Consider the following 18,869-nt stretch of genomic DNA (forward strand, 5'->3'; position numbering starts at 1 on the left):
CTCAGCCGCCCAGCGAGATCAGCACGTTGAATGCCGCGTTGCCGGCGAAGAAGAGGATCGCGAACCCGGCGAGCGCGGCGAGCAGCGACAGCCGTCCGTCGTAGTCGTTCACGCCGCGGGTGCCGATCGCCCGCGCCCGGAAGGCGAGGAACAGGGTCAGCGCGCCGAGCGCGAGCTGCACCCACGGGCCGCCGGCCGGAAGCAGATCCGGCAGGGCGACGAGCAGCACGCCCAGGGCTCCCGCCGCCAGCGCGAACCAGGTGCTGAGCTGCATCGCCCGGCGCGCCTCGGAGTCGTCGCGGTGCTTCTTGGCGGGGGAGGAGGGCATGGCTTCGAGCCTACCGGGGGCGGGTATGCGCTCCCTTCGGACCGTCACGCCCCGGTCGCCACCAGCCAGAGCAGCACGGCGTTCAGGGCGATCAGCAGCACGGCGAAGACCACGCCGAGCACGGTGGTGAGCGTGCGGTTCGCGTGCTCGCCGAGGGTGCGACGCTGCGCGGTGAGGGTGATGAGAGGCACGAGCGCGAACGGGATGCCGAACGACAGCACCACCTGGCTGAGCACGAGCGCCAGGGTCGGGTCGAACCCGATGCCCAGGATGATGAGCGCGGGGATCAGGGTGACCAGACGCCGCGCGAGCACGGGGACGCGGATGGTGAGCAGCCCGTGCATGATCTCCGCTCCCGCGTACGCGCCGACGGAGGTCGATGCGAGGCCGGATGCCAGCAGCCCGATCGCGAAGAGCGTGCCGATGATCGGCCCGAGGCTCGCGGTGATCGCGGCGTGCGCCCCCTCAAGCGAGTCGGTGCCCTCGACGCCGGCGAGGTTGGCGGCGGCGAGCAGCAGGATCGCCAGGTTGACCGAGCCGGCGATCACCATGGCGATCGTCACATCCCAGCGGGTGACGGTGAGCAGCATCCGGATGCTCGGGCGACGCGACTGCTCGTCGGATCCGAACCGGTCGCGCGTGAGCGCGCTGTGCGCGTAGATCGCGTGCGGCATGACCGTCGCGCCGAGGATCGAGGCGGCGAGCAGCACCGAGCCGCTGTCGGCGAAGCGCGGCAGCATGCCGCCGAGCACGCCGCCGGGGTCGGGCGGGGCGACGAAGAGCCCGGCGACGAACCCGACCACGATGATCGACATCAGGCCGATGATGACGAACTCGAAGTGCCGTGGACCTCGGCGGGTCTGGATGGCGAGCAGCGCGATCGAGATGGCGCCGGTGATGGTTCCGCCGAGCAGCAGCGGGATGCCGAAGAGCAGGTTCAGCGCGACGGCTCCGCCGAGCACCTCGGCGATGTCGGTGGCCATGGCGACGAGTTCGGCCTGCAGCCAGTAGGCGCGTCTCGCCCACCGATTGCGGATGCGGGTGCCGAGCACCTCGGGCAGGCTCTGCCCCGTGACGATGCCGAGCTTCGCCGAGAGGTACTGGATCAGCCAGGCCATCACGTTGCCGGCGACGACGACCCACACGAGCAGATACCCGTAGCGGGCGCCGGCGGTCATGTTGCTCGCGACGTTGCCGGGGTCGAGGTAGGCGACGCCCGCGACGAGGGCGGGACCGAGCAGCCAGACGCTGCGCCACCACGCGCGGCGCACAGGGGGGTCGATCAGCAGATTTTTAGGCACACCTAAAAATAGCATCTTCGCCGCCACGGTTACGCTGAGACGTGATGGAAGAGACGGGTTCAGAGGCGCAGCCGGGGTACGGCGTCGGCCCGTGGCCGGGGGAGTGGCCGACCGACGATCACTACGATCCCGAGCTGCTCGCGCACGGCGACACCCGCAACGTCATCGACCGGTACCGGTACTGGCGCATGGATGCCATCGTCGCCGACCTCGACACGCACCGGCACGCGTTCCACGTCGCGATCGAGAACTGGCAGCACGACATGAACATCGGCTCGATCGTGCGCAGCGCCAATGCCTTCCTCGCCGACACGGTGCACATCATCGGGCGACGCCGCTGGAACAAGCGTGGCGCGATGGTCACTGATCGGTATCAGCACGTCGTGCATCATCCCGACGTCGAGTCGTTTACCGCGTGGGCGGCGGGGGAGGGCATCCCGATCATCGCCGTCGACAACGTGGGTGAGGCGGTGCCGGTCGACCGTGCCGATCTGCCCGAGCGCTGCGTGCTGCTGTTCGGTCAGGAGGGGCCGGGGTTGTCGGACGAGGCGCTGGCCGCGGCGTCCGGGCACATCGAGATCACGCAGTACGGCTCGACCCGCTCGATCAACGCAAGCGCAGCGGCGGCCGTGGTGATGTACGAGTGGTGCCGCCGGTACGCTTGAGCGCTGCGCGCCCGTGGTTCCCCTGAGACGCAGTCTCGCGTAAAGTGGGTCTGAGTCTCACGCGAATGGAGTGCGCCATGGCATCCGACTACGTCCCCCCGGTCGACGATTACCGCTTCCTCTTCGGCGAGGCGTTCGGCCTCGACCTTCCCGCCCGGGCGACCGGCGGTGCGTTCAGCGCCGAAGACGCGACCGAGATCATCGCGGGTGCCGGCGAGTTCGCGGCATCCGTCCTGGCGCCGCTTCAGGCCAGCGGCGACCGCGAGGGCGCCCGCATCGAAGACGGGCAGGTGCGCCTGCCCGCCGGGTTCGCCGAGGCGTACCAGGCGTTCGTCGAGGCCGGCTGGGTCAGCGCCGAGGCGCCCGAGTCGGCGGGCGGCGACGGGCTGCCCGGCTCGATCCGCGCAGGTCTCGGCGAGATCTGGAACGCCTCCAACGCGGCGTTCGCGCTGTGCTGGCTGCTGACCGCCGGGCAGATCCACGCGCTGGATGCGGCGGCATCCGACGAGATCCGTGAGACGTATCTCACCAAGCTCGTCTCGGGCGAGTGGACCGGCACGATGAACCTCACCGAGCCCGACGCCGGCACCGACCTCGGCGCGATCCGCACGATCGCGACCCCGCGCGGCGACGGGTCGTGGGGGGTCAGCGGCCAGAAGATCTTCATCACGTGGGGTGACCACGACGTGGCCGAGAACATCGTGCACCTCGTGCTCGCGCGCACGCCCGATGCTCCGGCCGGGGCCAAGGGTCTGTCGCTGTTCGTCGTGCCGAAGTTCCTGCCCGACGCCTCCGGTGCGCCGGGCGAGCGCAACGCCGTCACCACGGTGGCGCTCGAGCACAAGCTCGGCATCCACGGCAGCCCCACCTGCGTGCTCGCGTACGAGGATGCGACCGGATACCTCGTCGGCGAGGTCGGCGGGGGCCTGGCGGGCATGTTCGTGATGATGAACTCCGCGCGCGCGGGCATGGGCTTCCAGGCGACCGGCATCTCCGACCGCGCGTACCAGCAGGCGGTCTCGTATGCCGCCGGGCGACTGCAGGGCGCGGTACTCGACCGCCCGGCAGGCACGCCGATCGCCGAGCATCCCGACGTGCGCCGTCTGCTGCTGTCGATGCAGAGCCGTCTGTTCGCGATGCGCGCGCTGGGCGTCTATGTCGGCGACCTGTTCGACCGGGCGGCGACCGACGGCACCGGAGCGCTCGCCGAGTTCTTCGTGCCGATCCTCAAGGGCTGGGCGACGGAGGATGCCGTCGCGCTGACGAGCGATGCAATCCAGGTGCACGGCGGCATGGGCTTCATCGAGGAGACCGGCGTCGCGCAGCACTATCGGGACGCCCGGATCATGCCGATCTACGAGGGCACCACGGCGATCCAGTCGAACGACCTCATCGGACGCAAGGTGATCCGTGACGGCGGCGCGACGGCCGAGGCGCTGTTCTCTCTCATCGTGGAGACCGTCGAGGCGCTGCGCGGGCTCGACCACGAGGTGGCCGCGAGCACGGCCGATCGTCTCGAGCGGGCGGTCGACGCGGCCCGCCGAGCCACGGCGGCGCTGCTCGGCTTCGGCATGACGCGCGACGCCTACGGCGTCAGCGTGCCGTACCTGATGCTGCTCGGAACCCTCGCAGGCGGCTGGATGCACGGCCTGGCGGTCGCCGCGGTGCTGGCGCACGGGACTCCGGATGCCTCTCACGCGGCCCGCCTGGTGTCGGCCGACTTCTACGGCGCGCACCACCTGCCGCGCGTGCACATGCTCGCCGAGACGGTCGCGGCGGGCGAGGTCGCCTGACCTCTTCTCGCGCAGCATCCGATCGACCGCGCGGGGCCCGTGCCCTGCCGTGCCGTGCCGTGGCCGTGGCGGGGAGCCTGTGCGGGCGCGCCGTGCGGGGCAGTGCCGTGCCGGGGAGCCGGATGTCGGTCATTCGGGCCGGAGAACCGGCATTCGGCTCCCCGCGTCCGCGGAGGCACTGACCGAACCGCTCGTGCCGTGCGGTGCAGTGCCGTGCCGTGCCGGGGAGCCGGATGTCGGTCATCCAGGCCCGAGAACCGGCATTGGGCTCCCTACGTCGGGCGCTCTTGCCGCAGCGCTCGCGGCCGTGCCTGCGAACCTCGCCCCTGAACGTCCCCGCCTGGGCGCTCAGGCGCCGACCTTCGTCCACGCGTCGGTGCGCACCCGCCAGCCGAGGGTGCCGAGACGCGCGAGCAGGTACACCCCGAAGAACGCGACGGCGAGCCAGACGAGTCCGGCGGCGCCGGCGACACCGGTGGCGGCGACGATCCACAGCGCAGGCAGGAAGGGCACGAGGTTCAGCAGCCCGGCGATGGCGAGGTAGCGCGCGTCGTTGGCGCCCATCAGCACACCGTCGAGCACGAAGACCACTCCGGCGACCGGCTGCGCGACCGCGAGCACGAGGAACGCGGGCTGCACGAGCGCACCGATCTCGGCATCCCCCGTGAAGACGACGCCCATCACACCCGACAGGGCGGCGATGGCGGCGCCGACGATCACTCCGAACCAGGCTCCCCACGCCACCGTGCGGCGCAGCACGCGGTGCACCTGCGCGAGATCGCCCGAGCCGAGGCTCCTGCCGATCATCGCCTGCGCGGCGATCGCCAGAGCGTCGAGCGCGAAGGCGGCTGTCGAGAAGATCGTGAAGGCGATCTGCCAGCCCGCGAGCTCCTGCGTGCCGATGCCGGTGGCGACGCCGACCGTCGCGAGCAGCGCGACGCGCAGGCTGACGGTGCGCAGGAACAGCCATCCGCCCGAGCGGGCCGTGCCCCGGATGCCGCCGCGCTGCGCCTTCATCGACGCGCCGTGCCTGAGGGCGAGACGGCGGATGACGACCACGTACGCGGCGACCATTCCCCATTGCGCTGTGACCGTGCCGAACGCGGAGCCGGCGATGCCCCATCCGAGTCCGTAGATGAAGAGCCAGTTGAGCAGGGCGTTGGCGCCGAAGCCGAGGCCGGCGATCCACAGCGGGGTCATGGTGTCCTGCATCCCGCGCAGCAGCCCGGTGGCGGCGAACACGATGAGCATGGCGGGCAGGCCCCACATCGAGATGGTGAGGTAGGTCTGCGCCTCGGCGGAGACGGCGTCGGATGCCCGGAACGCGGCGACCAGTGCCGGGCTGGCGAGGGCCCCGGCGACGGCGAGCACGGCGCCCAGGCCCAGGGCGAGCCACATGCCGTCGATGCCGACCGACACGGCATCGCCGGGCTTTCCGGCCCCGAACCGGCGGGCGACGGCGGGGGTGGTCGAGTACGCGAGGAAGATCATCAGGCCGACGATCGTCTGCAGCACGGCGCTGGCGATGCCGAGGCCGGCGAGCGGTGCGGTGCCGAGGTGGCCGACCATCACCGAGTCGAGGATGAGGAAGGCGGGCTCGGCCACGAGGGCGCCGAGGGCGGGCACGGCGAGTCGCAGGATCTCGCGGTTCAGCGACAGCGCGGGGGAGGGGGACGCGGTGGATGCCACCTCACGAGCCTAGGCGGTGGGGCGGACAGGGCTGTCTCGGTGCCGCGTGGTCTCCGACGTCTAGGCTGGTGACTTTGAGGAAGGACACCACATGACGTCTGCATTTGCATTCCGCACACTCGTGCCCGTGGCCGCAGCGATCCTGCTCCTGACGGGATGCAGCGCCGAGCCGACGGACGCCAGAGGCAAGCAGCCCGCCGCCAGCACCGGCGCTCAAGATTCCTCATCCGACGCCGCGGGCGCTGCGTCGGGATCAGACGCCGTGTTGGCGGAGGGCACCACCGACCTCGGTGAGAAGGGTGTGATCACCTCGGTGGTCCGCTCGATCACCGTCGATGAGAAGGTGATGCACCTGAGGTACGCGCTCACGCGCGACGGTGGTGACGAGCCCGAGAGCTTCTTCAGTCTCGGCATCGGCCACGCGCCCACGGTGACGGACCTGGCGAACCTCAAGGCCTATCGGCCGTTCTGCGCGGAGGGGAGCTGGACCGGGGATGACAAGCAGATGTGCACGTACACCGTGCTCGGCTCGGTGCCGCATCACGCGAACACCGACCTCGCGCCGGACGCCACGATGGAGGTCGGCGTGCTGCTGCCTGCGCCCGAGGGCCAGCCCGAGACGGTCGACGTCATCCTCGGCGATGGCCTGCCCGGCTTCTCGGCGATCCCCGTCACCTACGTCGACGACGCGCGATGACGCGCATCGTCGCCATCGCGCTGGCAGCGGTCCTTGGAGCGCTCGTCGCGACGTCGGCTCATGCCGACACGGATGAAGACACCTACATCGACGCCGAGATCACGCAGGCCATGATCGAGGCATCGACGATCGATCTCGATGCGCGCGCCGCGACGGTCGATCTCGACGCGAGCGGAAGCAGGATCGAGCTCGAGCAGACGATCGAGGAGCGCGAGCACCGCACCGTGCGCCTGACGTCTGACCTGCTGTTCGCGTTCGATTCCGCCGATCTCACCGAGGCCGCGCGCGGTGCGGTCGCCGACCTCGCGGCCGGTATCCCCGACGGGGCGGCCGTCACGGTCGACGGACACACCGATTCGATCGGCGACGGCTCCTACAACGACGACCTGTCGCGTCGGCGGGCCGACGCCGTCGCCGCGGTGCTGGCGGAGACGCGACCGGGTCTCGGACTCACCGTCACGGGGCATGGCGAGCGGGAGCTGCTCGTCAAGGAAGGCGAGGGTGACCAGGCGCCGAACCGCCGCGTCGAGGTCGGCTTCGATTCACCCCGAGGCTGATGTCTCGGCGGCGACCGCAGCAGAGGGCGACGGCGCTCGACGGCCCACGGGATCTGCTACTACTCGTACTGTGACAGACCGGATGCCGCAGAACAGAGACCTCCTCGCCGTGCTCATCGACGCCGACAACGTGTCGCCCGCGAAGATCGGCGCCGTGCTCGCTGAGATCGCGAGCATCGGCACGGCATCCGTCAAACGCATCTACGGCGACTGGACCCGCCCGCAGCTCAGCACGTGGAAAGCGGCCGCGAGCGAGCACGTCATCCAGCCGATTCAGCAGTTCGCGAACACCGTCGGCAAGAACGCGACCGACAGTGCACTGATCATCGATGCCATGGACCTGCTCTACACCGGACGTTTTCGCGGGTTCTGCATCGTGTCTTCCGACAGCGACTTCACGCGCCTCGCCGCTCGCATCCGCGAAGAGGGCATCACCGTCTACGGCTTCGGAGAGAAGAAGACGCCCGAGTCGTTCCGCAACGCCTGCGACCGGTTCACATATCTCGAAGTGCTGGATCAGCCGACAGCGGAGCCTCCTGCCCAGGTATCCCCGCAGGTGCCCGGAGCCAAGCTGCGAGGTGACACCAGGCTGATCTCGGGCCTGCGCACCAGCGTGGCCAGCGCATCGGACGACGACGGCTGGGCGAACCTCGGTCCCGTGGGCAACGTCATCCGCAACCAGCAACCCGACTTCGATCCCAGGAACTGGGGCTACGCCAAGCTTTCTGAACTGGTGCGCGCGACGGAGCTCTTCGTCGTCGAACCGCTGCCGACCGGCGGTCTGCGAGTCAGAGACCGCAGGAAGCCAGCAGCTTGATGTCAGCCCGCACGTGACATCGACCCGCCGTGCTGCCGGTCACACGTGCTCAGGGATGCGTTTCGCCGGTTCGGGGGCGTGTGGACCGGCACTTCACATCCCGGCCCCGGCAGCCGGGTCTGTCGGTGGCCGGATTAGGCTGGGCGCATGACTGACGTTCTGCCCTCCGGCCTTGCCATCAGCGAATTCAGCTCCGACATCCGTCCGCAGGACGACCTGTACCGCCACGTCAACGGCGCGTGGCTCGACGCCGCCGAGATCCCCGCCGACAAGGCGCGGTGGGGCTCGTTCCACATGCTCGCCGAGCAGGCCGAGAAGGACGTCCGCGAGATCATCGTCGAATCGCAGGATGCCGCCGAGGGCACCCTCGAGCGCAAGGTCGGCGACCTGTTCCGCAGCTTCATGGACACCGACCGCATCGCCGAGATCGGCCTCGCTCCGCTGCAGTCCGAGCTGGCGAAGGTCGACGCGATCGACAGCATCCCGTCGTTCCTGCAGACCGTCGGCACGCTCGACCGCGACGGCATCGCCGCGCTGATCGGCGTCTTCATCGAACCCGACCCCGGCAACCCCGAGCGCTACGTGCCGTTCGCCGTGCAGGCCGGGCTGTCGCTGCCCGACGAGAGCTACTACCGGCTCGAGAACTTCGAGGGCACCCGCGCCGCGTACCGCGCGCACCTCGAGCGCATCCTCGCCCTCGCCTCGATCGACGACGCTGCCGGCCAGGCCGACCGCGCCTTCGCCCTCGAGCACGACATCGCCGGTCATCACTGGGACAACGTCGCATCGCGCGACGCCGTGAAGACGTACAACCTGAAGACCTGGGACGAGTTCCAGCAGCTCGTCGGCGTCGATCTGACGCCGTGGCGGGATGCCGTGGCGGCCGCAAACCCGAGCGCATTCGACGAGCTCGTCGTCTACCAGCCCAGCTTCTTCGAGGGTCTGGGCGCGCTGCTCGTCGACGAGCGTCTCGACGACTGGAAGGCGTGGCTGCGCGCCAAGGTCGTGCACGGCATGGCCGCCTACCTGACCGATGACTTCGTCGACGAGAACTTCTCGTTCTACGGCACCGAGCTCACCGGCACCCCCTCGATCCGTGAGCGCTGGAAGCGCGGCGTCTCGCTCGTCGAGGGCTCGCTCGGCGACGCCGTCGGCCGCATCTACGTCGAGCGGCACTTCCCGGCCGAATCCAAGGCGGCGATGGATGAGCTGGTCGCCAACCTCATCGAGGCGTACCGGCAGAGCATCCGGCAGCTGGAGTGGATGAGCCCCGAGACGCGCGAGAAGGCGCTCGCCAAGCTCGACACCTTCCGCCCGAAGATCGGCCACCCGGATGTGTGGCGCGACTACGACGGCGTCGACATCGACCCGGCCGACCTGGTCGGCAACGCCCGCCGCGCGACGGTCTTCGAGCACGACCGGCAGATCGCGAAAGTCGGCAAGCCGATCGACCGCGACGAGTGGTTCATGCCGCCGCAGATGGTCAACGCGTACTACAACCCGCTGATGAACGAGATCGTCTTCCCCGCGGCGATCCTGCAGTACCCGTTCTTCGACCCGAAGCGCGACGCGGCCGCGAACTACGGCGGCATCGGCGCGGTGATCGGGCACGAGATCGGCCACGGCTTCGATGACCAGGGCAGCCGCTACGACGGCGACGGCCGGCTGCAGGACTGGTGGACGGATGCCGATCGCGAAGCGTTCGAAGAGCGCACCAAGGCGCTGATCGCCCAGTACGACGCGCTCACACCGCTCGGCCTGAGCGATGAGAACAAGGTGAACGGCGCGCTGACCATCGGCGAGAACATCGGCGACCTCGGCGGTCTCGGCATCGCGCTGAAGGCCTACGAACTCTCCCTCGGCGGTGAGGAGGCGCCCGTGATCGACGGCTACACGGGCATCCAGCGCCTCCTGCTGTCGTGGGCGCAGGTGTGGCAGCAGAAGAGCCGCGAGGCCGAGACGATCCGCCTGCTCACGATCGACCCGCACTCACCCAACGAGTTCCGCTGCAACCAGATCCTCAGCAACATCGACGCCTTCTACGAGGCGTTCGACGTGACCGAGGGTGACCGGCTGCACCTGCCGTCGCCGCAGCGCGTCACCATCTGGTGAGGGCCGGTTCCCCGGCTCTGGGCCGCGGGTTACGATAGCCGGGGCGCCGCCAGGCATGCGAGGTCGCGCTGCGCGCCCGGCCGAACTTCCTTCTCTCGGATAGGACATCGCGCGTGGTCCCGTCACCCGCTCCCGAACCGTCCTCCGGTGTGCCCGCAGCCCGCCGGCGAGCCCAGCGCGGCACTCGGCGCGTTCCGCGTCGGGCGGCCGCCGGACGTCGCTCGTTCGCGTCGAGCCTGCGTCGTCTGGAAGAGCTGGCGCAGACCGGGGCGCAGGTCTCGGTGCACGTCGTCGAGCTCGATTCGGGCCGTGTCGTGCTGAGCGGAGACGACCACGTGCCCCTGCCGATCGCGGGGCTCGGAGTCGTTCCCGTGCTGGTCGAGACCGCCTCGGGCTTCGAGTCGCGCACGCTCGACCCGCTGCGCATCATCGATCGGCCCGACGATCTCGTCGCCGGTTCCGGCCTGTGGCGACACCTGCGCGCACCCGCGCTGCCGCTGGTCGATCTCGCCGTGCTGGCCGCGGCGGCGGGCGACCCCAACGCAGCCAACGCACTGCTCGAGGCCGTCGGGCACGAGCAGGTCCGGGCGCGGATGGTGTCGCTCGGGATGCCGCGCAGCGCCGTGCTGGATCTGTTCCGCGACGTGCGCGGTCCCGATGATGCTCCGCACGTCGCCGTCGGCACGACACGCGAGTTCGCGAGGCTGTTCGCCGCCCTCGTCGACTCGCGCACCGTGGACGCCGCCGTGAGTGCCCAGGTCGCCGAATGGCTCACCCTCAACCAGGATCTCAGCCTCGTGGCATCCGCGACAGGTCTCGACCCGTTCGCACATGATGACGACGCGCACGGTCTGCTGTTCCTCAACAAGACCGGCCGCGATCGCGGGGTGCGCGCCGAGGCCGGGGTGCTCGTGGGGCCGCGCACGGGAGTCGCATACGCCCTGACGGTGTGCTTCGACGACCTCTCGATCAGCCACCGGCTGCGGGCGCACGACGCGTTCCGGGTGCTCGGCACCGACCTCATGGAGTTCACCCACTGATCCCGCGGGCGGGTCAGTCAGGCAGCGCGGGGTGTGCCTCCGCCGCCGGATGCCTGGGGATGAGGAAGGTCAGCGCGAAGCCGATCACCCCGGCGACGATCGACAGCCAGAAGCACACCTCGAAGGCCTCCCGGGTCGGGATCGCGCGGCCGCCGACCTCGATGCTCATCGACGCGAGCACAGCTCCCATCACAGCCGACGCGGTCGAGGTGCCCACTGACCGGAACAGGGCGTTGAGACCGTTCGACGCCCCCGTCTCGTGTGCCGGGACGGCGCGCATGATGATCATCGGCATGGCGGCGAAGGCGAACCCGATGCCGATCCCGATCAGCACATTGGCGACGACGAAATGCCAGACCTCGGTCGACCAGATCAGCACGAAGGCGTAGGCGAGCACGATCGCGGCGGTGCCGACGGTGAACAGCGGGCGCGGTCCGACGGTGCGCTCCAGCCATCCCGACAGGGGCGAGATGAACATCATCATGACGCCCGAGACCGCGACGATCATCGCGGCGGTGAACATGTCGAGGCCGAGCCCCGACCCGGTCTCGCGCGGCAGCTCGAGCATCTGCGGGAACGTCACGTTCGACGAGAACAGGGCGAAGCCCATGCCGATCGCGGCGATGTTCGTGAAGAGCACGGCGGGGCGAGCGGCGACGCGCAGATCGAGCAGCGGCTCCTTCGTCTTCAGCTGGTACCAGCCCCAGACGGCCAGCACCACGAGCCCGCCGATCAGGCACGCCAGCGCGAAGGGGGACGTCCAGCCCCACTCCGCTCCGCGCGAGACGTAGAGCAGCAGGCCGGTGAGTCCTGCGGCGAGACCCAGCGCGCCGATGACATCGAGGCGTCCCGGTGCGAGCAGCACGTCATCCGGCACGATGAGCATGACCAGCACCAGCCCGATCACGCCGAGCCCGGCAGCGAGCCAGAACAGTGCGTGCCAGTCGGCGTTCTCGGCGACGAACGCCGCCACCGGCATCCCCACCGCCCCGCCGACCCCCATCGTCGCGCTCATCAGCGCGACCGCGGTGCCGAGCCGTTCGAGCGGCAGCACATCGCGCATGATCGCGATGCCGAGGGGAACCACCCCGGTCGTCGCGCCCTGCAGAGCGCGGCCGATGATCACACCGACGATCGACGTCGACAGCGCCGCCACGATCGAGCCGATCGCCAGCAGAACGAGCAGCGCGATCACGACACGGCGTTTGCCGTACATGTCGCCCAGGCGACCCGAGATGGGTGTCGCCACCGCGGCGACCAGCAGGGTTATCGTGACCACCCAGCTGGTGTCTTCGCGCGAGGCGTTCAGCAGCCTCGGCAGCTCCGCCTGCAGCGGCACGACGAGGGTGAACATGAAGGCCGAGCACAGGCCGACGAAGGCGAGCACGGCGATGATCGCGCCTCGCGGAGGGGTGCGGGAGAGCCGCCTTCTCGCCCTGTCATCCGCACTGTCCACTGATAGAGGCTATCGGTGCTGGGAGGCGCGGCGGCGCGAAGCGGGTGATCCCAGGATGCTGACGCTCGTCAGTCGTTGCCGTGGTCCCCGTCGAACTCCGCACGGGAGTGTGCGATCATCGGAGCGCTTCGCTCGACCCATTCGATCAGGGCGTCGATCGGTTCCCGGACGGTCTTGCCCAGCGGTGTGATGTCGTACTCGACGGCCACCGGACGCGACGAGATCAGCTGCCGTCTCACGAGTCCGTTGCGCTCGAGTCGTCGGAGTGTGGCGGTGAGTGACTTCTGGGTGACGGCGGGGATCGCGCGGCGCAGCTCGTTGAAGCGACAAGGGCGCTCGCACAGCTCGGTCATCACTGCGAGAGACCATTTGTCGAGGATCTGATCGAGCAGCTCCCGATGGGGCGCGATGCTCGCGCGGGAGTGATCGTCGGTATCGCTCATGAAACCTGGTTCCGTTGAAGTGTCCTGACGCTACTAAGTATAAATAAGGTACTTACGACGAAAGGACCGCTGTGACCGTTCATCTCTTCACGCCCGAAGGGCTCGCCCCCGACACTCCCTATCGCCAGGTGGCCGTGGGCACAGGGTCGCGGCACGTGCACGTCGCAGGCCAGGTCGCGATGCTCCCTGACGGGACGATCAGCGGTGGCGACCTCGCGGCCCAGGTGGGCCGGGCACTGCGCAACACCGCAATCGGTCTCACGGCGGCCGGTGCCGCGCTGACGGACGTCGTGCGGCTGACGTTCTACGTGGTCGACTGGACGCCCGAGAAGATGGCTGACCTGATGCAGGGCATGGCGAGCGTGGCCGATGACATCGGGCTGCCGAGCCCGCTCCCGCCGGCATCGCTGATCGGCGTCAGCCGGCTCTTTCAGCCCGGAGTGCTGGTCGAGATCGAAGCGACGGCGATCGTCGACTGAGCCTGCCGACCGGCATCCGGGTGCCCTGACCGGCAACCGGATGCCGGTCAGCTGACGCCCTTCATGAGCTTCAGCACCGGCTTCACCGATACGAACAGTCCGGCGCCGACCGCGATCGCGATCAGGCCGAGCACGGTGAAGTACGGCGCCTCGTTCTGCGGGTCGTAGAACTGCACGAGCCATCCCGAGATCGCCGTGCCCAGCGAGATCGAGAGGAAGAACAGCGCCACCATCTGCGTCTTGAACCGCCCCGGCGCGAGCTTCGTCGCGGCCGACAGCCCGATCGGCGACAGCAGCAGCTCGGCGACGGTGAACACGAACAGGATGCCGACGATCGCCAGCAGCGGAGTGGAACCCTCACCGCCGTTCGCGAACGGCAGGAACAGCAGGAACGCGCCTCCCATCAAGGCGGTGCCGAGGGCGAACTTCACGGGGGTCGACGGCTGGCGGGTGCCGAGGCGGGTCCACAGCGCGGCGAAGATGCCGGAGAAGACGATGATGAACACCGGGTTGATCGACTGCACCCACGACACGGGCATCTCGAAGCCGAAGATCGAGCGGTCGAGACGCTTGTCGCTGTACACGGTCAGAACGGTGAACTGCTGCTGGTACAGCGACCAGAACGCCACGCTCGTGATGAACAGCGGCACGAACGCCCATACCCGGGAGCGCTCGATCGAGGTGATGTGACGGCTCGAGAGGATCACCGCGAAGTAGGCGATGGTCGCCACGAGTGCGCACAGGATCACGATGCTCGCGAGGTTGTCGGCGCGGATGACGCCGATGAGCACGAGCACGGCGATCACGGCGATCGCCGCGACCCCGATGCCGGCGAACAGCGGGTAGCGGCCGCGCGGCAGCGGGTTCGGCACCTCGCGTGCGGCGGCCGGCAGCTCCTTGCGGCCGAAGCTGTACTGGATGAGGCCAGCCGTCATCCCCACCGCGGCGAGGCCGAAGCCCCAGTGGAAGCCGACCGACTTCTGCAGCAGGCCGGTGAGCAGAGGGCCGAAGAACGAGCCGAGATTGATGCCGAGATAGAACAGCGAGAATCCGGCATCCCGTCGGGTGTCGTCCTCCGAGTACAGGGTGCCGACGACCGCCGTCGCATTCGCCTTCAGCCCGCCCGAGCCGAGCGCGACGAGCACGAGGCCGATCGCCACACCGGCGATGCCGGGGATCAGCGCCAGCGCCAGATGACCCGCGACGATCACGATCGCGCTGCCGAACAGCACGCGCTCCGAGCCGAACAGCCGGTCGGCGAGCCACGCGCCGAGGATGGTCGAGAGGTACACCGACCCGCCGTACGCGCCGACGATGCCGCCCGCGACCGCCTCGTCGAGCCCCAGTCCGCCCTTCGTGGCGCTGAAGTACAGGTAGATCAGCAGGATGCCCTGCATGCCGTAGAAGCTGAACCGCTCCCACATCTCGACGCCGAACAGGTGGGCCAGGGCGCGCGGCTGACCGAGGAACTGCTTCTGTGGCGGAGTGTCGGTCTCAGACTCTGGAGATGGCATCCCTCCAGATTACGCTTCGGCGCTCAGCGCGACGGGGCGGTCAGCGAGCCGTACGCCGCGCTCGCAGCACGCCGACGATCCCGGCGATGAGGATGACCGCCGCGACGATCAGGCCCGTCACGCCGATGGGAGTGCTCTGCGGTTCGCCGCCGATGCGCCCGACCGCGAGCCAGACCAGTCCCCACGAGGTGGCGAGAGCAGGAGCGAGGCGGCGGGTGACGAGTGCGCTCGCCGCGCCGATGACGGCGACCACCACGAGCACGCCGATGCCCCAGGCATCCGCCTGCTCGCCGAGATCGGCGGGCAGCGTCTGCGTCAGCCAGGCGGCGGTGTTCGCGACGGTGGCGATCGTCACCCAGCCGAAGTGCAGTCCCTGCACGCCGTCGAAGAGGGTCAGATCGAGCGGTCCGGATGCCCGGTCGCGGCCGAGCATGACGATGATGCGTGCCAGCACGGCGAGCAGAGCGGCGATGACGATGACGGTGGCCACGAGGCTCAGGTAGCGGGCGGTCACCAGCCACAGGCCGTTGAGCACCATCGAGCCCGCGACCCACCAGCCGATCGCACGCTGTCGGCTGCTGTCGCGCTGTGCGGGCAGGGCCTGCCAGATCGTGTACGCCGCGAGGCCGAGATAGATGAGCGTCCAGATCGCGAACGCCGGGCCGGCCGGGGCGAGATACGAGCCCTCGGCCGACAGCGCGCCGTTCTGCAGTTCCTGCACCGGCTCGCCACCGAACGCGCCGCCGCCGACGGCCGCGCCGATGATCATGAACACCGCGGCGGCGATGATCGTCGACTGTCGCAGGATGTCGCGCCCTGTGCTGTTCATGGCCACGACCCTACTCGCGATCGACGCCCGGGTACGCTGGCGGCATGAGCAACGTTCCCCCGCCGCCCGGAGCCTACGCGGCCGCGCCGCAGCCGATGAGCCCGTCCGACGAGAAGATGTGGTCGACGCTGGTGCACGTCGGGGGCATCCTGTTCCAGTTCCTTCCGGCGCTGATCGGCTTCCTCGTGCTGAAGGACCGCGGGCCGTTCGTGCGAGCGCACACCGCCAACGCCCTGAACTTCCAGCTGACGCTGCTCATCGCCTACTTCGTCGGCAGCCTGCTGACCATCGTGCTCGTCGGATTCCTCATCCTCCTCGCCGCCTGGGTGCTGAACATCGTCTTCAGCATCATCGCCGCGGTGAAGGCCAACGGCGGCTGGCCGTACGAGTACCCGATGACCATCCGCTTCGTGCGCTGACCCGGCGGCCTGTGACCGCAGCGTTTCCGCAATCGCGTCGAGAGGGGCAGACTGGCACCGTGCGCACGATTCGAGACCTCGACACCGTTGAACTGATCATCGACGCTCAGGAGCTGCTGGATTCGATCCGCGGCGAGAACCGCGTCATCGACGCCGGCACGCTGCGCGCGCTGCAGCACTCGGGCAACTACGTCGTCGGGCTCTTCGACGACACCGAGGGCGACGAGCGCATGGTCGGCGCATCGATCGCCTTCTTCGGCGAGCCCGCACGGCGCACGATGCACTCGCACATCACCGCCCTGCTGCCCGAATACCGGGGCCGCGGCTGGGGCCGCGAGCTCAAGGAGCACCAGCGCCAGTGGGCGTTCTCGCGCGAGGTCGGCCGCATCACCTGGACGTACGACCCGCTGGTCGCCCGCAACGCGCACTTCTTCCTCACCGTGCTCGGCGCGCGGGTCAGCGGCTACTCGGTCAACCGCTACGGCATCTTCGGCGGCGGCGACGCCGGCGACGAGAGCGACCGCCTCGACGTCGAGTGGTCACTGGCCGACATCGCCAAGCCGCCGGCATCCGACGCCGTCGTCGCCACGCTCGAGATCCCCTCGGATGTCGAGGCGATGCGCGTCAGCGACCCCGCCGCCGCGCACGAGTGGCGCCTGCGCCTGCGCGGTGAGATGGAGCAGCTGCTCGGCCGCGGCCTGCGCATCGCCGGCTTCGACACCGAGCGCGGATACCTGTTCACCGAGTAGGCGGCAGCACGAACGCCCCGGTCTCGCCGGGGTTGACCGCGACCTCCCAGCGGAATCCGTCGGGATCGGTGAAATAGCCCGAGTACCCGCCCCATTCGCGTCGGGTGGCTTCCGTCACGGCCGCGCCGAGCGCCGCCGCCTCGGCGAGCACGGCGTCGACCTCGGCTTTGGTCGCGAGGTTGTGCGACAGGGTGATCGGCGCGATTCCGGATGCCGGCGCCTGCCCGATCTCGGAGGCGAAGCCGTCGACGCTCCACAGCGACAGGATCACCCGGTCGGCGACCGGCAGCATGATCACCTCCTCGGCCTCGAACATCGGCTGCCAGCCCAGCCCGTCGACGTAGAACGCTCGGGTGCGGGGCACATCGGCCACCGCGAGGGTGATGAAGCTCACACGCTGTTCCATGGCATCAGCATCCCACCGGGCACAGACATGCCGGAAGGTCGTCGCGGGTAGGATTGGGATGCCCGTGTTCACGGGCTTCTCACCCGCAGCATCCGACCATTGGAGCCACCGTGGCCGAACAGTCCCGTCTTGACAAGGTCATCGCCCTCGCCCGCCACCGCGGGTTCGTGTTCCAAGCGGGTGAGATCTACGGCGGTTCGCGTTCGGCCTGGGACTACGGCCCGCTCGGCACCGAGCTGAAGGAGAACATCCGTCGGCAGTGGTGGCAGACGTTCGTGCGCGGTCGCGGCGACATGGTCGGCCTCGACTCGAGCATCATCCTGCCCAAGCGCGTGTGGGAGGCATCCGGCCACGTCGCGACTTTCACCGACCCGCTCGTCGAGTGCCTGCAGTGCCACAAGCGTCACCGCGAAGACCACCTCATCGAGAACTACGAGGCGAAGAAGGGCCGGCTGCCCGAGAACGGCATGGCCGACATCGTCTGCCCCGACTGCGGCACCCGCGGCAAGTGGACCGAGCCGAAGTCGTTCTCAGGCCTCGTGAAGACCTACCTCGGCGTCGTCGACGATGAGTCGGGCCTGCACTTCATGCGCCCCGAGACCGCGCAGGGCATCTTCGTGAACTTCGCGAACGTGCTGACCGCATCGCGCAAGAAGCCGCCGTTCGGCATCGGTCAGGTCGGCAAGGCGTTCCGCAATGAGATCACCCCCGGCAACTTCATCTTCCGCACGCGCGAGTTCGAGCAGATGGAGATCGAGTTCTTCGTGCCGCCGGCCGAGGCGCAGGAGTGGTTCGACCACTGGGTGCAGGCGTGCTGGGACTGGTTCATCGACCTCGGCATCGACCCCGAGAACATGCGCCAGTTCGATGTGCCCGACGACGAGCGCGCGCACTACTCGGCCGCCACGATCGACTTCGAGTACAAGTTCGGCTTCCCCGGCAAGGAGTGGGGCGAGCTGATGGGCGTCGCCAACCGCACCGACTACGACCTGTCGAGCCACACGGCGGCGTCGGGTCAGAGCCTGACGTACTTCGACCAGGCATCGGGCGAGCGCTACACCCCGTACGTGATCGAGCCGTCGTTCGGCCTGACCCGCTCGATGATGGCCTTCCTCGTCGACGCGTACGAGGAGGAAGAGGTACCCAACGCCAAGGGCGGCACTGACACCCGCACCGTGCTCCGGCTCGACCCGCGCCTCGCACCCGTGAAAGTCGCCGTGCTGCCGCTCTCGCGCAACGAGCGCCTCTCGCCTCTCGCGCGCGAGGTGGCCGACACGCTGCGCGGCTCGTGGACCGTGGACTTCGACGACGCGGGCGCCATCGGCCGCCGCTACCGCCGCCAGGACGAGGTCGGCACCCCGTTCTGCGTCACCGTCGACTTCGACTCGCTCGACGACAACGCGGTCACGGTGCGCGATCGCGACACGATGGCTCAGGAGCGCGTGCCGCTCGACGGCCTCGAGGCCTACCTGGCCGAGCGCCTGCGCGGCGCCTGAGGTCTGTTCGGCGCCTGCGGGCGTCGACGTCGACCGGTCGCCTGTGGATAACGCCGGCGGGGTGCGATGCCGACGACGT

Annotated in this window: 19 protein-coding genes; 11 read left to right on the top strand and 8 right to left on the bottom strand. The window is 69.3% G+C overall.

Annotated features, from left to right (window positions below; genetic code table 11):
- Position 1: 1 nt before the first annotated feature.
- Positions 2 to 328, bottom strand: a complete 327-nt coding sequence (locus ACWIDW_RS06040) for a hypothetical protein (protein ID WP_454123765.1) — start codon at positions 326 to 328, stop codon at positions 2 to 4.
- Between the two features lie 44 nt (positions 329 to 372).
- The gene (locus ACWIDW_RS06045) at positions 373 to 1,644 is read right to left on the bottom strand and encodes an Nramp family divalent metal transporter (RefSeq protein WP_454124500.1); all 1,272 of its coding nucleotides are present in this window, start codon (positions 1,642 to 1,644) and stop codon (positions 373 to 375) included.
- A gap of 29 nt (positions 1,645 to 1,673) precedes the next feature.
- On the opposite strand from ACWIDW_RS06045, the gene ACWIDW_RS06050 reads away from it, so the two are divergent.
- Both ACWIDW_RS06050 and ACWIDW_RS06055 read left to right on the top strand, forming a co-directional pair.
- On the top strand, positions 1,674 to 2,294 hold the full coding sequence (locus tag ACWIDW_RS06050) for a TrmH family RNA methyltransferase (RefSeq protein ID WP_454123766.1): 621 nt from the start codon (positions 1,674 to 1,676) through the stop codon (positions 2,292 to 2,294).
- A 77-nt stretch (positions 2,295 to 2,371) separates the two neighbouring features.
- On the top strand, positions 2,372 to 4,087 hold the full coding sequence (locus tag ACWIDW_RS06055; RefSeq protein ID WP_454123767.1) for an acyl-CoA dehydrogenase: 1,716 nt from the start codon (positions 2,372 to 2,374) through the stop codon (positions 4,085 to 4,087).
- Between the two features lie 348 nt (positions 4,088 to 4,435).
- On the opposite strand, the gene ACWIDW_RS06060 is transcribed toward ACWIDW_RS06055, so the two are convergent.
- Positions 4,436 to 5,776, bottom strand: a complete 1,341-nt coding sequence (locus ACWIDW_RS06060; protein ID WP_454123769.1) for an MATE family efflux transporter — start codon at positions 5,774 to 5,776, stop codon at positions 4,436 to 4,438.
- Between the two features lie 91 nt (positions 5,777 to 5,867).
- Here ACWIDW_RS06060 and ACWIDW_RS06065 point away from each other — a divergent pair, with 91 nt between their 5' ends.
- From ACWIDW_RS06065 to ACWIDW_RS06085, 5 genes are all read left to right on the top strand, one after another.
- A complete protein-coding gene (locus ACWIDW_RS06065; protein WP_454123770.1) occupies positions 5,868 to 6,473 on the top strand; it encodes a hypothetical protein in 606 nt (201 codons plus the stop codon).
- A complete protein-coding gene (locus tag ACWIDW_RS06070; protein WP_454123772.1) occupies positions 6,470 to 7,030 on the top strand; it encodes an OmpA family protein in 561 nt (186 codons plus the stop codon). Before ACWIDW_RS06065 ends, ACWIDW_RS06070 begins: the two co-directional genes overlap by 4 nt.
- A gap of 82 nt (positions 7,031 to 7,112) precedes the next feature.
- Entirely contained in the window at positions 7,113 to 7,847 is a 735-nt protein-coding gene (locus ACWIDW_RS06075) for an NYN domain-containing protein (RefSeq protein WP_454123774.1), read from the top strand.
- A gap of 147 nt (positions 7,848 to 7,994) precedes the next feature.
- Positions 7,995 to 9,959 carry a M13 family metallopeptidase gene (locus ACWIDW_RS06080; RefSeq protein ID WP_454123775.1) on the top strand — a complete coding sequence of 655 codons (1,965 nt, stop codon included), beginning with the start codon at positions 7,995 to 7,997 and terminating at the stop codon, positions 9,957 to 9,959.
- Positions 9,960 to 10,072: 113 nt separating this feature from the next.
- Positions 10,073 to 10,999: a serine hydrolase gene (locus tag ACWIDW_RS06085; protein WP_454123777.1), complete on the top strand. Its 927-nt coding sequence runs from the start codon at positions 10,073 to 10,075 to the stop codon at positions 10,997 to 10,999.
- Positions 11,000 to 11,012: 13 nt separating this feature from the next.
- Here ACWIDW_RS06085 and ACWIDW_RS06090 read toward each other — a convergent pair whose 3' ends face one another.
- Positions 11,013 to 12,455: an MFS transporter gene (locus ACWIDW_RS06090; RefSeq protein ID WP_454123778.1), complete on the bottom strand. Its 1,443-nt coding sequence runs from the start codon at positions 12,453 to 12,455 to the stop codon at positions 11,013 to 11,015.
- Between the two features lie 68 nt (positions 12,456 to 12,523).
- Positions 12,524 to 12,898: a winged helix-turn-helix transcriptional regulator gene (locus tag ACWIDW_RS06095; RefSeq protein ID WP_454123779.1), complete on the bottom strand. Its 375-nt coding sequence runs from the start codon at positions 12,896 to 12,898 to the stop codon at positions 12,524 to 12,526.
- Between the two features lie 71 nt (positions 12,899 to 12,969).
- On the opposite strand from ACWIDW_RS06095, the gene ACWIDW_RS06100 reads away from it, so the two are divergent.
- Positions 12,970 to 13,377, top strand: a complete 408-nt coding sequence (locus ACWIDW_RS06100) for a RidA family protein (protein WP_454123781.1) — start codon at positions 12,970 to 12,972, stop codon at positions 13,375 to 13,377.
- Between the two features lie 47 nt (positions 13,378 to 13,424).
- Here the strand turns inward: ACWIDW_RS06100 and ACWIDW_RS06105 are convergent, their stop codons facing one another.
- Both ACWIDW_RS06105 and ACWIDW_RS06110 read right to left on the bottom strand, forming a co-directional pair.
- Positions 13,425 to 14,891, bottom strand: a complete 1,467-nt coding sequence (locus ACWIDW_RS06105) for a peptide MFS transporter (protein WP_454123783.1) — start codon at positions 14,889 to 14,891, stop codon at positions 13,425 to 13,427.
- Between the two features lie 40 nt (positions 14,892 to 14,931).
- Positions 14,932 to 15,720: a TspO/MBR family protein gene (locus ACWIDW_RS06110; protein WP_454123784.1), complete on the bottom strand. Its 789-nt coding sequence runs from the start codon at positions 15,718 to 15,720 to the stop codon at positions 14,932 to 14,934.
- Positions 15,721 to 15,764: 44 nt separating this feature from the next.
- On the opposite strand from ACWIDW_RS06110, the gene ACWIDW_RS06115 reads away from it, so the two are divergent.
- Positions 15,765 to 16,139: a DUF4870 domain-containing protein gene (locus ACWIDW_RS06115; RefSeq protein WP_454123785.1), complete on the top strand. Its 375-nt coding sequence runs from the start codon at positions 15,765 to 15,767 to the stop codon at positions 16,137 to 16,139.
- Between the two features lie 59 nt (positions 16,140 to 16,198).
- Positions 16,199 to 16,888 carry a GNAT family N-acetyltransferase gene (locus ACWIDW_RS06120; protein WP_454123786.1) on the top strand — a complete coding sequence of 230 codons (690 nt, stop codon included), beginning with the start codon at positions 16,199 to 16,201 and terminating at the stop codon, positions 16,886 to 16,888.
- Here the strand turns inward: ACWIDW_RS06120 and ACWIDW_RS06125 are convergent.
- Positions 16,878 to 17,294 (bottom strand): VOC family protein, encoded by a 417-nt coding sequence (locus tag ACWIDW_RS06125; protein ID WP_454123787.1) that lies wholly within the window; start codon positions 17,292 to 17,294, stop codon positions 16,878 to 16,880. The two genes, ACWIDW_RS06120 and ACWIDW_RS06125, sit on opposite strands and share 11 nt — an antisense overlap.
- Positions 17,295 to 17,404: 110 nt before the next feature.
- On the opposite strand from ACWIDW_RS06125, the gene ACWIDW_RS06130 reads away from it, so the two are divergent.
- Positions 17,405 to 18,790, top strand: a complete 1,386-nt coding sequence (locus tag ACWIDW_RS06130; protein WP_454123789.1) for a glycine--tRNA ligase — start codon at positions 17,405 to 17,407, stop codon at positions 18,788 to 18,790.
- Positions 18,791 to 18,869 lie beyond the last annotated feature (79 nt).

This window comes from Microbacterium sp. NPDC055312, from assembly GCF_053645675.1.

Bases quoted from the DNA above. Each gene is read 5' to 3' on its own strand.
- ACWIDW_RS06040 (WP_454123765.1), bottom strand. From the start codon at position 328: ATGCCCTCCTCCCCCGCCAAGAAGCACCGCGACGACTCCGAGGCGCGC.
- ACWIDW_RS06045 (WP_454124500.1), bottom strand. From the start codon at position 1,644: ATGCTATTTTTAGGTGTGCCTAAAAATCTGCTGATCGACCCCCCTGTG.
- ACWIDW_RS06050 (WP_454123766.1), top strand. From the start codon at position 1,674: ATGGAAGAGACGGGTTCAGAGGCGCAGCCGGGGTACGGCGTCGGCCCG.
- ACWIDW_RS06055 (WP_454123767.1), top strand. From the start codon at position 2,372: ATGGCATCCGACTACGTCCCCCCGGTCGACGATTACCGCTTCCTCTTC.
- ACWIDW_RS06065 (WP_454123770.1), top strand. From the start codon at position 5,868: ATGACGTCTGCATTTGCATTCCGCACACTCGTGCCCGTGGCCGCAGCG.
- ACWIDW_RS06070 (WP_454123772.1), top strand. From the start codon at position 6,470: ATGACGCGCATCGTCGCCATCGCGCTGGCAGCGGTCCTTGGAGCGCTC.
- ACWIDW_RS06075 (WP_454123774.1), top strand. From the start codon at position 7,113: ATGCCGCAGAACAGAGACCTCCTCGCCGTGCTCATCGACGCCGACAAC.
- ACWIDW_RS06080 (WP_454123775.1), top strand. From the start codon at position 7,995: ATGACTGACGTTCTGCCCTCCGGCCTTGCCATCAGCGAATTCAGCTCC.
- ACWIDW_RS06095 (WP_454123779.1), bottom strand. From the start codon at position 12,898: ATGAGCGATACCGACGATCACTCCCGCGCGAGCATCGCGCCCCATCGG.
- ACWIDW_RS06105 (WP_454123783.1), bottom strand. From the start codon at position 14,891: ATGCCATCTCCAGAGTCTGAGACCGACACTCCGCCACAGAAGCAGTTC.
- ACWIDW_RS06110 (WP_454123784.1), bottom strand. From the start codon at position 15,720: ATGAACAGCACAGGGCGCGACATCCTGCGACAGTCGACGATCATCGCC.
- ACWIDW_RS06115 (WP_454123785.1), top strand. From the start codon at position 15,765: ATGAGCAACGTTCCCCCGCCGCCCGGAGCCTACGCGGCCGCGCCGCAG.
- ACWIDW_RS06125 (WP_454123787.1), bottom strand. From the start codon at position 17,294: ATGGAACAGCGTGTGAGCTTCATCACCCTCGCGGTGGCCGATGTGCCC.